Source organism: Altererythrobacter epoxidivorans (genome assembly GCF_001281485.1).
Classification (GTDB): Bacteria; Pseudomonadota; Alphaproteobacteria; order Sphingomonadales; family Sphingomonadaceae; genus Erythrobacter; species Erythrobacter epoxidivorans.
Window position 1 is genome coordinate 2,223,609 of the sequence record NZ_CP012669.1, and the last position, 12,555, is coordinate 2,236,163.

The 12,555-nt window shown below is 62.3% G+C and carries 11 protein-coding genes and 1 tRNA gene; 5 read left to right on the forward strand and 7 right to left on the reverse strand.

Annotation, left to right across the window (positions count from 1 at the left end):
• Window positions 1-39: 39 nt before the first annotated feature.
• The 4 genes from AMC99_RS10995 to ftsE are packed head-to-tail and all read right to left on the reverse strand — an operon-like array spanning window position 40 to window position 2,957.
• Window positions 40-735, reverse strand: a complete 696-nt coding sequence (locus AMC99_RS10995) for a lysophospholipid acyltransferase family protein (protein ID WP_061926510.1) — start codon at window positions 733-735, stop codon at window positions 40-42.
• A gap of 10 nt (window positions 736-745) precedes the next feature.
• On the reverse strand, window positions 746-1,276 hold the full coding sequence (locus tag AMC99_RS11000) for a YdcF family protein (protein ID WP_061926512.1): 531 nt from the start codon (window positions 1,274-1,276) through the stop codon (window positions 746-748).
• On the reverse strand, window positions 1,273-2,205 hold the full coding sequence (locus AMC99_RS11005; protein ID WP_061926514.1) for a cell division protein FtsX: 933 nt from the start codon (window positions 2,203-2,205) through the stop codon (window positions 1,273-1,275). Before AMC99_RS11005 ends, AMC99_RS11000 begins: the two co-directional genes overlap by 4 nt.
• A complete protein-coding gene (gene ftsE / locus AMC99_RS11010) occupies window positions 2,202-2,957 on the reverse strand; it encodes a cell division ATP-binding protein FtsE (RefSeq protein WP_061926516.1) in 756 nt (251 codons plus the stop codon). The genes AMC99_RS11005 and ftsE overlap by 4 nt, the downstream gene beginning before the upstream one ends.
• Window positions 2,958-3,113: 156 nt before the next feature.
• Here ftsE and AMC99_RS11015 point away from each other — a divergent pair, with 156 nt between their 5' ends.
• On the forward strand, window positions 3,114-3,998 hold the full coding sequence (locus AMC99_RS11015; protein ID WP_061926518.1) for an MJ0042-type zinc finger domain-containing protein: 885 nt from the start codon (window positions 3,114-3,116) through the stop codon (window positions 3,996-3,998).
• A 32-nt stretch (window positions 3,999-4,030) separates the two neighbouring features.
• Here the strand turns inward: AMC99_RS11015 and AMC99_RS11020 are convergent, their stop codons facing one another.
• On the reverse strand, window positions 4,031-4,264 hold the full coding sequence (locus tag AMC99_RS11020; protein ID WP_061926520.1) for a hypothetical protein: 234 nt from the start codon (window positions 4,262-4,264) through the stop codon (window positions 4,031-4,033).
• 238 nt (window positions 4,265-4,502) lie between these two features.
• On the opposite strand from AMC99_RS11020, the gene AMC99_RS11025 reads away from it, so the two are divergent.
• Window positions 4,503-4,589, forward strand: a tRNA-Leu gene (locus AMC99_RS11025).
• 170 nt (window positions 4,590-4,759) lie between these two features.
• On the opposite strand, the gene putA is transcribed toward AMC99_RS11025, so the two are convergent.
• Entirely contained in the window at window positions 4,760-8,407 is a 3,648-nt protein-coding gene (gene putA / locus AMC99_RS11030; protein WP_061926522.1) for a trifunctional transcriptional regulator/proline dehydrogenase/L-glutamate gamma-semialdehyde dehydrogenase, read from the reverse strand.
• Between the two features lie 174 nt (window positions 8,408-8,581).
• Between putA and AMC99_RS11035 the strand changes: the two genes are divergently transcribed.
• Complete coding sequence (locus AMC99_RS11035) at window positions 8,582-9,004, forward strand: Lrp/AsnC family transcriptional regulator (RefSeq protein WP_420805563.1); 423 nt, start codon at window positions 8,582-8,584, stop codon at window positions 9,002-9,004.
• 82 nt (window positions 9,005-9,086) lie between these two features.
• Here AMC99_RS11035 and AMC99_RS11040 read toward each other — a convergent pair whose 3' ends face one another.
• Window positions 9,087-10,514: an aldehyde dehydrogenase family protein gene (locus AMC99_RS11040; protein ID WP_061926527.1), complete on the reverse strand. Its 1,428-nt coding sequence runs from the start codon at window positions 10,512-10,514 to the stop codon at window positions 9,087-9,089.
• 176 nt (window positions 10,515-10,690) lie between these two features.
• On the opposite strand from AMC99_RS11040, the gene mtnP reads away from it, so the two are divergent.
• The gene (mtnP, locus tag AMC99_RS11045; protein ID WP_061926529.1) at window positions 10,691-11,563 is read left to right on the forward strand and encodes an S-methyl-5'-thioadenosine phosphorylase; all 873 of its coding nucleotides are present in this window, start codon (window positions 10,691-10,693) and stop codon (window positions 11,561-11,563) included.
• Window positions 11,553-12,554, forward strand: a complete 1,002-nt coding sequence (locus tag AMC99_RS11050) for a quinone oxidoreductase family protein (RefSeq protein ID WP_061926531.1) — start codon at window positions 11,553-11,555, stop codon at window positions 12,552-12,554. Before mtnP ends, AMC99_RS11050 begins: the two co-directional genes overlap by 11 nt.
• Window position 12,555 lies beyond the last annotated feature (1 nt).

Here is a 12,555-nt window from a genome sequence, read left to right on the forward strand (position 1 = left end):
AATACGAAGAATGCGGTCAGTGGCCTTACCCACCGCCTGCTAGCCAATGGCAGGATCCTCGTTGAGGGCGTTCATCGCTGTGTGGACGCGTTGCTCAGCTTCTTCACGGGGAAGGCCGGGCGGAATGATCTCGCCGAACTTGTATGTGATCGTGCCGCTCCGCTTCCACAGGCGGTGGTAGAGCGGGCCACTGTCGATCGCGACCGGCACGACGGGCAGGCCCAGCAGTTTGTATATCCCGGCAAATCCTGCCTGCAGGGCGGGCCTTTGACCATGCGGGACGCGGGTGCCCTCGGCGAAAATCACCAGCGGGCGCCCTTCATCAATCCGTTCACGTGCGCTCGACAGCATCTTGCGCAAGGCCCGTGCGCCTTCGTCGCGCGAGACCGGGATTAGGCCGTAAACCACCGCCGATTTTCCCCAGACGGGAATGTTGAACAATTCGCGCTTCGCAAAGACCGATGGAAAGGGGAGCAAGGTCGGCGCATCGATGGCTTCGAAGAAACTCTCGTGCTTGATGACGAAGAGATAGGCGCCCTGCGGTATTTCGCCTTCGATCCTGACCTTTGCGCCCAGCAGGTTGACCACGCACCAGCGGTGCCAGCCGCTCCACCAGCCGACAGCTGTGCGCAGCGCGTCGCGGCCGAAGGGTATCGAAAGACCGGCAATCGCGACGAGCACGATGCTGATCCCATAGAAAAGGGGGTAAAACAGGAGGCTGCGAATAACTGCCATCACCGCGCCGTCAAAGACCGATCAGGCCAGCCAGCACGCTGGCCAGCAGCTTGTGATATTCGAGGAAAAGCGATCCGATGCTCGGTTCCGACGGGACCGCGTCACGCACCACCTCGACATCGGAAGGCAGGACGCGATCGAGTTCGCTCGCGGCACGCCGCATGTGCCAGTCGGTGGTAACAAGTCGCAGCGAGCCGACTTCGTTCTCTTCCACCCATTGCGCGGTTTCCGCCGCATTGCTGCGCGTATCGACGGCTGCGAAACCCAGCGAGACACAGCATTCCATCTGGTCAGGCGACACATCGAATTCGGCGGCGAACTCGTCCGGCTTCACCTCGCGGTCGACACCGGTGACAAGCATCTCGTCTGCCAGCCTGCGGTCGAGAATTTCGAGTCCACGCGGAATACGCCCCGCACCGCCGGTCGGCACGATGACGGCATCGGTCTGCTGGTCTCCAGCCGGTTGCGGAAGCGCGGAGGCGAACCACAGGAAACCGATCGCCCAGATGAGCAATATCGCGGCCAGGATACGGCGAATCATAACATGCGCCTCAGCGCCCTCAAGACAGTGTAGCGTGCCGTAAGCACGGACAATGCGATGCCCCCTACAGGAATTGCGGCGATGATAAACCAGTCGATGTTGCGAAGCCCGCCTCCAGCGACCATTCCTGAATCGAGTGCGGCGAATTGCTGGCCGAGAAACCACACCACGGCAACGCCGAGTGCCAGTCCGACAGCACCGCCCAGCACGGCGTCGAACCCGACGGAACGCTGGAACACGCGGGCGATCTGGCGATCCGTTCCGCCCAGTTGATGGACGGTTTCCACCGTGTCGCGGTGGCTGGAGAATGCGCTGCGGGTCGCAAGCCAGACCGCAGCCACGCTCGTGAGCGCGAGCAAAAGGACCAATGCGAGGGCGAGGTACTGCATTGCAGAGAGCGCCGAATAGACGGGTCGCAGCCAGTCGGACTGGGCATCGACGCGCGCGCCCGGCACCTGTTCATCGAACAGGCTCTGCAACCGGATCAACTCTGCCTCGTCCGCGTTGCGGCCCAGTTGGACATCGATCAGGGCAGGGATCGGCACGGCTTCGCCAACGTCGCCGGTTCCAAGCCAGGGTTCGAGCAATTCGTCCAGCTCCGCTTGCGGCACAATGCGATAGGATTGCACTGCCGGATCGCCGGCGAGCACCGCTCCGGCACGCTGCGCCAGCTCTGCCCGGCGTTCTGCATTGGCTTCGACGATTTGCACGGTGAGCGCGCCTGAAAGATCGCCCTTCGCGCGATTGGCGAGATTTCCCAGGGCCAGTCCGCCTGCAACTGCAATGACGGTGAGCGTGATCATGATGGCGAGCACCCAGGGCACCGGCCCGGACATCCGCGATTGCGGGATGAGCGAGGCTGCCCGTTCTCCGGCAAAGGGAACGAGACCGCGCACAAGCGAGCGCCCGACCAGCGGTGGCTTCTTCATGGCTGCACCCCGTCCTGCGCCCGCTGCGCCGAAGGCGTGCCTCCGGGGCGCGGCGGATAACGCAAGGCGCCGGTTGGATCGAACAGGCGCCCCTTGTCGAGGCGCATGATCAGCGAATTGGACACTTTCTTGATCAGGTGCACGTCGTGGGTTGCGACCACCACCGTTGTGCCCAGACGATTGAGCGCCTCGAACAGGCGCAACAGCTTCAGCGCCATGTCGGGATCGACGTTTCCGGTCGGTTCGTCGGCCACCAGCAGTTCCGGCCGCGCGATCACGGCGCGGGCAATGGCGACACGTTGCTGTTCACCGCCCGACAAGGTCGAGGGCACAGCGTGCGAACGATGCGACAGGCCAACCCATTCGAGCATGTCCTCGACCGGCTTGCGCAGATCGGCCTCGCGCACGCCCGCAACGCGCAGCGGCAACGCGACATTGTCGAAAGCGGACAGGTGGTCGATCAGACGGAAGTCCTGGAACACGACGCCGAGCCGCCTGCGGAACAGCGGGAGCTGGTCGCGCGGCATGGTGATGATGTCCTTGCCGAACATGCGGATCGCCCCACGCGAAGGCCGCTGCGCGAGATAAAGCAGCTTCAGCAGGCTTGTCTTCCCCGCACCGCTCGCACCCGTCAGGAAGTAGAAGCTGCCCGGATAAAGCGTGAAGGAGAGGTTGCGCAGCACCTCTGGCTCGGTGCCATAGCGCAGCCCGACATTGTCGAAGGTCACGATGTCGCCCTGGCGTTCGCTCATTGGGCGGCAGTATCCGAACGGCGGCAGACGGCAAAGGCTAACATGACTGAACGGGCCTATAGCGGGGCTTGGATGTGGAAAAAAGCGCGTTTGACCCCCACCGGTGCCGCAGCGACCTTGTTGCAGGTGTCAGCCACGCGTAATGCCTGATCCTGCATGATTATAGCCTGTCCCGCCTGCAAGACCCGCTACGTTGTGCCCGATGCCGCGATCGGCATTGAAGGGCGTACGGTGCGCTGCGCGAAGTGCAAGCATAGCTGGTATCAGGACGGGCCAGAGGTGACCCGGCCTGCCGAGACACCTGCTGCGGCAGAAACACCGGCAGCAGGCCCGGCCCCAGAAACGGCTGCACCGCAAGCGGCAAGCGAAGCTGACGCACCTGTTGCCAGGGAAACCGTGGCCGATGGCGAGAATGCGCCGCGTCCCGGCGTCAGCCATTGGCGCACATCGGACCGCCGGCCCGAAAGCGAGCTAGAAGCTCCGTCACCTCCGCCCGTCGCAGAACCCGAGGTCGAACCGGCTCCGCCCGTGGTCGAGGTCGAGCGTGAAACCTTCGATCACGACACCGATAACGAAGTTTCACAGTTCGACTATCAGCCGCCTTTCCGTGCCCGCCGCAATCCGCTGAAACTGTGGACCGCAGCTGCCGCCGTATTCGCCTTGCTGTCCGTCGGCACCATCGTTGCGGTCAACATGTTCGGCATGCCTTCGTGGATGCCGATCGAGCGCCCGATCTTCGCCATGGCAGAGCCGGACCTCCAGCTCGATTTCCCGCCTGACCAGCAGGATCGCCGCACGCTGGCCAACGGCACCGAATATTTCGGAGCTAGCGGCACCGTCACGAATGTCGGCCGTGACACGGCGACCGTTCCGTCGATCCTGATCGTGCTGCGCGACGAACGCGACCGCATCGTCTACAATTGGGAAGTGGTCCCACCCAAGTCGCAGCTGGCCCCCGGGGAAACGCTCTCGATCCGCGAAGCGGTGACCGATGTGCCGCGCAGTGCCAAGTTCGCAGAGATCGGCTGGAAGCCTAGCTGATTGTTCCGAAGTGCCGTTGCGGGCGCTTCACCTCAACTGAATTCGATCCAGAGATTGCCTTCGCGATCCTGCCGCTTTGCGGGTGGCGCGGTTTCGTCCCCGTGCTCGACCTTGCCCTCGTGAAAGCGGACATGGACGGGGCGCAAAATGCGTGCGCTGGCTGTTGCCTGCGTGGCCACCGGTTGGCGCGTGAGGGGAGCAGCCTGCATCGCAATCGGTACGAGGGCCGACTGGCCGATCAACAGCAGGGATGCAGCAAGGCTCATGCGGAATGGTTTCCGCGCAGGTAACCATTTTCACAAGCACTTCGGTAACCCAGTCCCGCCGCGGGACAGGCCGATGCCCCCTCCCTGATTGGCGAAGATGACGGACAAAAGGCAGGGTGAAGCGCGGCCATGCACAAACCCTGCGGTAAAGTGCTTGCGGAGCCTTTTGGCCCTTGCTAGGGGGCCGCACCTATTCGCGAGGGAATGGTGATTCACCAATCCCTTTTCGAGACTGTGTGCGGTCGTGGCGGAATTGGTAGACGCGCAACGTTGAGGTCGTTGTGGACGAAAGTCCGTGGAAGTTCGAGTCTTCTCGACCGCACCATACAGTCCCTGGCGAGTTTCTCTCCATGGCTTGAATTAGCGCCGGTCAGCCGGCCCCTTGCCGTGCTGGCGAGTTCCTCGTCGCGCGCAGCTATGGCCCCCCCGCAGAAACGAAAATCCCGCCCTGCCTCGCGGCAGGACGGGATAGGAATTCAGGCGCCTTTGGTGCTTCTATGCCATGGACATCAGGCTGGCATTGCCACCGGCAGCCGTCGTGTCTGTCGAGACGGAAAGTTCTTCGAGCATCCAGTCCATGCGATAGCTTTCTGCACCGGTTCCGATCTGCACGATGGGAATGGGCCCGTCCCATTTCGCGATCTCGGAAAGGATGGCACTGATATCGCGCTGTCCCCGCTCGATCAGCACATGAGCCGGATGCTCGCCCTGAGGCATATCTTCCTGCCGCTCGACAAGACGGGCGATCTCCTCGGGAAGCTGGTCGATGATATCGCTGTCTTCGGATCCCGCCTCGATCACCGTCTGGTTGCCGGTTGCCAAAAGCGTGGCAATCTGCGCCAGCAATCCCGCACGGGTTTCGGCCATGCACAGCACGCGGCCGCGACGCTCGACCCCATAGAGGTTGCGCTCACCGACCGGCCCGGGAAGCTGCTGCATGTTGAGCAACAGGGGACCGTTCTCGGCCGTCCGTTCCGCCCAGTCGGCGATCTCGGTTGCGCCGCTTTGCCGTAACCACCGGGCGAAGATGCCGAGCGTGCCGGTCGTTTCCTGACCGGTCGCGAATGGCATGCGCTGCGGTGCCTTTTCCACCAGGCGATGGAGGTAGAGCGGCCCGCCTGCTTTGGGCCCCGTGCCCGAAAGGCGGCGCCCGCCGAAAGGCTGCACTCCAACGATGGCGCCGATGACGTTGCGGTTGACGTAGATGTTGCCGGCAGGTGCGCGTGCAGTGATGTCGGCGATCGTCTCGTCGATCCGGCTATGAATGCCGAACGTCAGTCCATACCCGGTCGCTCCAATCTGGTTCATGACATTGGTCAGGTCCTTCCGGCGGTAGCGAAGGACATGAAGCACCGGGCCGAAAACTTCGCGCCCAAGCTGTCCGATATTGTCGATCTCGACGATAGTGGGCGAGACGAAGGTTCCCTTCGCGGTATCTGCGCTCAGTGGCAGGCGCTCTACCCGGCAACCCAGCGACTGCATGTGCTCGACATGATCCTCGATCACCTGCTGTGCTTCTGCCGTGATGACGGGTCCGATGTCGGTGCGCAGGAAATCTGTCTTGCCGATTACAAGCTCGGCCATCGCACCGCGCAACATGATCAGGAATTCGTCAGCGATGTCCTCCTGAAGGCACAGGATGCGCAGGGCCGAACAACGCTGCCCGGCACTGTCGAAGGCGCTGGCGATAACGTCCCGGGCGACCTGTTCGGGCAGGGCCGATGAATCAACGATCATCGCGTTCTGGCCGCCCGTTTCCGCGATCAGGGGAACAGGCCTGCCATCGGGCAAGGTTCGGCCGGCCAGCTGTGCCTGGATCAGCTTCGCGACTTCTGTCGAGCCGGTGAAAAGCACTCCGCATGTTTCGGGCGCAGCCACAAGCGCGGCACCGATCGCACCGCCACCCGGCACGAATTGCAGCACATCTGCAGGAATGCCTGCCTCGTGCAGGATTTCGACTGCCTGCGAAGCAATGAGCGGGGTTTCCTCCGCCGGTTTGGCAAGTACGGGATTGCCGGCAGCCAGAGCGGCCGCAACCTCGCCTGTAAAAATCGCCAGCGGGAAATTCCACGGGCTGATACAGACGACAGGGCCGAGTGATCCGGCATCCTGCGCCAGCGTGTCGCACGCCTGCTGGGCGTAATAGCGCAGGAAATCGACTGCTTCGCGCACCTCCGCGATAGCGTTGGGCAAGGATTTGCCCGCTTCTCGCATAATCAGGCCGAGCAGCGCTTCCATCCGGTCTTCCAGGATGTCGGCAGCCTTTTCCAGGCACGCCGAACGTTCGGCAACCGGGGTCGAGGCCCATCCGGCTGCAGCTTTTTGCGCCGCATCGAGCGCGAGCTTCACATCGTCTTCGGTCGCAAAATTCACTGCGCCGACGACGTCGGAATGATCGGCAGGGTTCAGCACCGGAGTGCCCAGCCCTTCTCGTTTCGCGCCTGTAATCATCGGACTTGCCTGCCATTTGCGCTGCGCGCTTTCGGCGAGTTTCACCGAGAGTTCGGCGAGCACGTTCTCATTGCTGAGATCGAGTCCGCGCGAATTCTTGCGGTCCGGGAAAAGCGCCCGGGGCAGATCGATGATCGGATGCGGAGACCCGACCGGATCGATCGTTTCTGCGTGCGATACCGGGTCAGCGACCAGTACCTCTGGCGGAATGTTCTCGTCCCAGATCTGGTTCACGAAAGACGAATTGGCGCCGTTTTCGAGCAGGCGCCGAACGAGATAGGCGAGCAGAGTCTCGTGAGAGCCGACCGGCGCGTAAATCCGGCAGGGTCTATCGTGCTTGCCCGCACCGACGACCTCTTCGAACAGAGGTTCGCCCATGCCGTGGAGGCATTGGAACTCGTAATCGCCGACTGCGAAATCGGTACCGGCCAGGTGATAAATCGTCGCCACCGTCTGTGCGTTATGCGTCGCGAATTGCGGGAAAACGTGATCGCGCGCCGCGAGCAGCTTGTGCGCGCAGGCGATATAGCTGACGTCTGTGTGCACTTTGCGGGTGAAGACCGGGAAGTCTTCCAGCCCCTCTACCTGGGCGCGCTTGATCTCGCTGTCCCAGTACGCGCCCTTGACCAGCCGGACCATGATACGGTGACCCGAACGCCGGGCCAGGTCGACAATCCAGTCGATCACATAGGGGCAGCGTCGGCCATAGGCCTGCACGACGAAGCCCAGCCCCTGCCAACCGGACAGCTCGGGATCGAGAGCAAGCGCTTCGAGTATGTCGAGCGAAAGTTCCAGCCTGTCGGCTTCTTCGGCATCGATGTTGAACCCGATGTCGTAACCCTTCGCCAGCTTGGCGAGCTCGCGCACCCGCGGGATCAATTCTCCGGTAACGCGGCCGGCCTGTGCCCGCTGGTAACGCGGGTGAAGCGCCGACAACTTGATCGAAATGCCGGGGCCGCCATAGACTCCGCGCCCCTTCGCCCCTGCACCGATCGCGTGGATCGCGCTTTCGTAGTCGGCGTAATACCGTTCGGCATCGGCCATCGTCATCGCCGCTTCGCCGAGCATGTCGTAGCTGTAGCCGAAGCCCTTTTCTTCCTGCTTGCGCGCCCGGCGCAGAGCTTCGTCGATGGTTTCTCCGAGCACGAACTGCTCGCCCATCATTTCCATCGCCATGTTCACCGCGCTGCGGATCACCGGCTCCCCGAAGCGGCCGATCAGCTTGGTCAGGTCCTTGCCCAGGCTGCGTTCCCGAACCGGGGTCACCAGCTTGCCCGTGACGACCAGGCCCCAGGTGGCGGCGTTCACGAAGATCGAACGCCCGTCGCCAAGGTGCGAGCTCCAGTCGCCATCGGAAATCTTGTCGCGGATCAGCGCATCGCGGGTTGCATTGTCGGGGATCCGCAGCAGGGCTTCGGCAAGGCACATCAGCGCCACGCCTTCGCGGCTCGACAGCGAATACTCCTTCACCAGCTTTTCGACGCCGCCGCGCTGCCCCTTGGCACGCAGCTTCTCTACCAGCGCGATGGCTGTGGCAGAAATGCGCTGCCCTGTTTCGTCATCGACCCGCGCATAGGGCAGCAGGTCGGCGATGCAGTCCGCCTCGGGCTTGCGATAGGCAGCCGTGATCCGCTGTCGCATTGGCGACTGCACGGCAATCGGCGGGGCGAATTCGGAAAAGGGTGCAGGCATTGAATTACTCCGGGGGGAAAGATTCGCCACTACAACGCACGACGAAGGCGTTTCGCCCAAAGAATCGCATTTGGATTTGCTCTTGGACCGTATTTGCGGCCAAAAGCAGTCCATATGACTGACAAATCAACCAGCGATAGGCCAAGTGACCGCATCGACCGCATCGACCGGCGGATGCTGGAGGAGCTACGCGTCGACGGGCGGCTGTCCGTGACCGAGCTTGCCAACCGCGTCGGCCTGTCCAAGACCCCCTGCCAGTCGCGGCTCAAACGATTGATGGAAAAGGGTTATATCCGCGGTTTTCGCGCCATCGTGGATCAGGGCAAACTGGGAGAGGCGCATGTCGCCTTTGCCGAGGTCAAGCTGTCCGACACGCGCGAAAAGGCGCTGGACGATTTTCGCCGGGCGGTGAGTCGCGTGCAGGAGGTCGAGGAGTGTCACATGATCGCTGGCAACTTCGACTACCTGCTGAAAGTGCGGACCCGCGACATCGACAGCTATCGTGCGATTCTGGGCGAGAAAATCAGCAGCCTGCCCCACGTTGCCAGCACGTCGAGCTTCGTGGTGATGGAGACCATCGTCGACGGGATCGACTGAGCCGGCGAGGCGGATGGTCAGAATCGAACGGGCCGGCCCCTCCCCATGGAAGGACCGGCCCGCTTGAAGTCCTGGCGCTAAATCAGGCCGGAACGTTGTCCTTCTTGACCGAGATCACCTGCGGATAGGTGAATTCCTTCAGGCCTTCGAGACCGTATTCGGCGCCGAAACCCGACTGCTTGTGCCCGCCGAAAGGTGCGAAGGGCGACAGGTGCAGATATTCATTGATCCAGACCGTACCTGTTTCGAGCTGTTCGGCGATTTCGACGCCCTTGTCCGGATTGCCGGTCCAGACGGCACCGGCGAGGCCGTAGTCCGAATTGTTCGCGCGCTGAATGACTTCATCCTCGCTCGAGAACTTCATCAACGGCATGACCGGTCCGAACTGTTCTTCCGCCACGATGCGGGCATCTTCCGGCGGGTTGTCCATGATCGTGATCGGCACGTAATAGCCGCTGCCCGAAGGATCGACTTCGCCGCCGACGAGGAACTTGTAGCCATTGTCCTTGGCATCCTCGATCAGTTCGCACACGCGGTCGAACTGCTTCTTGTTCTGGATCGGACCGACGCCGGTGCCCTGGTGCGAACCGTCCCCGACCTTCACCGTCTTGGCATATTCGACCAGCGCTGCAGCCAGTTCGTCATAGATATCCTCGTGGATATAGATGCGCTTCGCAGCGACGCAGATCTGGCCCGCGTTGGAGAAGCTCGACCAGAACAGCTGCTCGGCAACCTTCTTCGGATCGGCATCGGGCAGGACGATCGAGGCGTCGTTGCCGCCCAGTTCCAGCGTGATGCGCTTCAGGTCGGCGCTGGCGCCTTCCATGATCTTCTTGCCGGTCGCGGTCGAGCCGGTGAAGGTGATCTTGTCGATATCGGGGTGCGAGGTGATCAGTGGGCCGAGGCTGTCTTCACCGGTGATGATGTTGACCGTACCGGCCGGCACCTTGTCCGCGATCAGCTCTGCGATGCGCAAGGTCGTCAGCGGCGTGAAGGGCGACGGCTTGAGCACGATGGTGCAGCCAGCCATCAGCGCCGGGACGATTTTCTGGATCGCCATCATGACGGGGAAGTTCCACGGCACGATGCCGCCGACAACGCCAACCGGGACGCGGCGCGAACGGTGGAGGCGGGTGTCGCTATCCTCAATGATCTCGTCTTCGAGCTTGAAGGTCGCTTGCGCAGCCGAAAGTCCGGCAGCGCCGAAGATTTCGCCCTTGGCCTGGTCGTGCGGCTTGCCCTGTTCGCTGGTCAGCAGCCGGTACAGTTCCTCTGCGTTTTCCTTGATCGCGCCCGAAATCGCCATGCAGGCGGCCTGGCGTTCCTCGAACGAGGTCTTCTTCCAGCTCTTGAAAGCTTCACGTGCGGCGGCGACGGCCTTGTCCAGGTCGTCCTTGCCGCATGCCGGGACCTGCCCGATGACTTCTTCATTGGCGGGATTGACGACATCGAGCCACTCGCCGTTGTCGACCATCTTGCCGTTGATGAGGTTCTTGTACTGGGTGGCCATTCTCAATCTCCCAAAGGAATCGCTTTGCTCGGTTTCCGTTAACGTGAACCGTTGCGTTCAAAAACGCAATTGAAGAAACACGAACCAAATCTGGCGGATTGCTAACCAAAACTTTGCCTCTTGGGCGCAGTTGGGGCAAAGCGTCGCCATACCGGCACACACGAAAAGGGAGTGGCATGGTTAGCCCATGGACAATCGGGATTATCGGCGGATCGGGCCTCTACGCGATAGAGGGGCTGGAAGATGCGCAGTGGATCTCCGTCGAGAGCCCGTGGGGCAAGCCGTCCGATGAAATCCTGTGCGGCCGCATCGGCGATGTCCGGGTACGTTTCCTCCCACGGCATGGAAGAGGCCATCCGATCTCGCCCGGCGAACTGAATGCCCGTGCCAATATCGATGCCCTGAAACGCGCAGGATGCACCGACATCCTCGCCGTCAGCGCGGTTGGTTCCTTGCGCGAAGAAATCGAACCGGGCCGTTTTGCTGTGGCCGAACAGTTCATCGACATGACCCGCGGACGCCCCTCCACTTTCTACGGTTCAGGCTTTGTCACCCATGTCTCGATGGCCGATCCGGTATGCGAGCGATTGTCCGGGATGGCAGCAAAGGCGATCGCGGCGGCCAAAGGCAAGGTCGCGACCGGCGCCACCTATGTCGCGATCGAAGGACCGCAATTCTCGACCCGCGCCGAAAGCCACATGTTCCGTGAACTGGGTGCCGACATCATCGGGATGACTGCCATGCCCGAGGCCAAGCTCGCCCGCGAGGCAGAACTTCCCTATGCCCTCATCGGCATGGTGACCGATTACGACTGCTGGCGCGAAGGCGATGCGGTCGACGTCACGCAGGTCGTGACCCAGATGCAGCAGAACAGCCAGCTAGCCCGCGACATGCTCGTTCGTTTCATCAAGGCGCTGCCCGCGAAACGCGAAGCCTCGCCCATCGACACCGCGTTGGACGATTCGGTGATTACTGCGCCAGACCGGCATGACCGGTCGCTTATGGCGAAGCTGGATGCCGTCGCGGGACGCCTGATCGATGACTTCTGATTCAATCCAGGCGGGCGCTTGCACCCGCGCGCAGATCTCCCGGCACGGAGGTCCCGAAGTGATCGAATGGGTGACCGGCGAGATACCGGTTCCGGCCGCGGGTCAGGTCGTGATCGAGCATAGCGCCGTCGGGCTCAACTTCATCGACACCTATCACCGCACTGGGCTTTACCCGCTCGAATTGCCCAGCGGACTGGGCCTGGAGGCCGCAGGGCGCGTAACGGCGATCGGCGAGAATGTGACGACGCTGAAAGTCGGTGACCGCGTTGCCTACATGGGGCCCGGCCTAGGCGCCTATGCAACCCACCGGGCAATGCCAGCCGCAGCTCTGTTCAGGCTTCCGAACAATATATCTGACCAGATTGCCGCCGCTTCGACATTGAAGGCGGCAACGGTCGAATTCCTTGTCGAGCGATGCGCCAATGTCTCTGCCGGAGACACAGTGCTGGTTCATGCTGCTGCAGGCGGCGTCGGGCTTATTCTCGTCCAATGGCTCAAGGCCATCGGCGCGCACGTTATCGGCACCGTGTCATCCGAGGCGAAGGCGGATATCGTCATGCAAGCGGGATGCGATCACGTAATCCGTTACGACCAGCACGATGTTGCTGCGGGCGTTCGCGAGCTGACCGACGGCGCGGGCGTGCCGGTTGTGCTCGATGGCGTCGGGAAGGACACTTTCAAGGCGTCGCTCGATAGCCTCGCACCGCGAGGGCTTCTCGTCAGCTTCGGCAATGCATCGGGTCCGGTCGAAGGGGTGAACCTGGGCGTGCTTGCACAGAAGGGATCGCTGTTCGTCACCCGCCCCACCCTGTTCGACTATTATGCGAGCGATGCGGACCGTGAGCGCGGGATTTCGCGAGTCTGGGAAATGCTCGGCAGCGGCAAGGTCGAAGTCGCCATTGGCCAGACCTATCCGCTGACCGACGCGGCACAGGCCCATGCCGATCTGGAAGCGCGCAAAACCACCGGATCGACCCTGCTACTGCCCTGAC

What these genes read in the sequence shown, in the direction of transcription:
- AMC99_RS11040 (WP_061926527.1), bottom strand. Translation starts at nt 10,514, where the DNA reads ATGGCCACCCAGTACAAGAACCTCATCAACGGCAAGATGGTCGACAAC.
- AMC99_RS10995 (WP_061926510.1), bottom strand. Translation starts at nt 735, where the DNA reads ATGGCAGTTATTCGCAGCCTCCTGTTTTACCCCCTTTTCTATGGGATC.
- AMC99_RS11000 (WP_061926512.1), bottom strand. Translation starts at nt 1,276, where the DNA reads ATGATTCGCCGTATCCTGGCCGCGATATTGCTCATCTGGGCGATCGGT.
- mtnP (WP_061926529.1), top strand. Translation starts at nt 10,691, where the DNA reads ATGGTTAGCCCATGGACAATCGGGATTATCGGCGGATCGGGCCTCTAC.
- putA (WP_061926522.1), bottom strand. Translation starts at nt 8,407, where the DNA reads ATGCCTGCACCCTTTTCCGAATTCGCCCCGCCGATTGCCGTGCAGTCG.
- AMC99_RS11035 (WP_420805563.1), top strand. Translation starts at nt 8,582, where the DNA reads ATGCTGGAGGAGCTACGCGTCGACGGGCGGCTGTCCGTGACCGAGCTT.
- AMC99_RS11015 (WP_061926518.1), top strand. Translation starts at nt 3,114, where the DNA reads ATGATTATAGCCTGTCCCGCCTGCAAGACCCGCTACGTTGTGCCCGAT.
- AMC99_RS11050 (WP_061926531.1), top strand. Translation starts at nt 11,553, where the DNA reads ATGACTTCTGATTCAATCCAGGCGGGCGCTTGCACCCGCGCGCAGATC.
- ftsE (WP_061926516.1), bottom strand. Translation starts at nt 2,957, where the DNA reads ATGAGCGAACGCCAGGGCGACATCGTGACCTTCGACAATGTCGGGCTG.
- AMC99_RS11020 (WP_061926520.1), bottom strand. Translation starts at nt 4,264, where the DNA reads ATGAGCCTTGCTGCATCCCTGCTGTTGATCGGCCAGTCGGCCCTCGTA.
- AMC99_RS11005 (WP_061926514.1), bottom strand. Translation starts at nt 2,205, where the DNA reads ATGAAGAAGCCACCGCTGGTCGGGCGCTCGCTTGTGCGCGGTCTCGTT.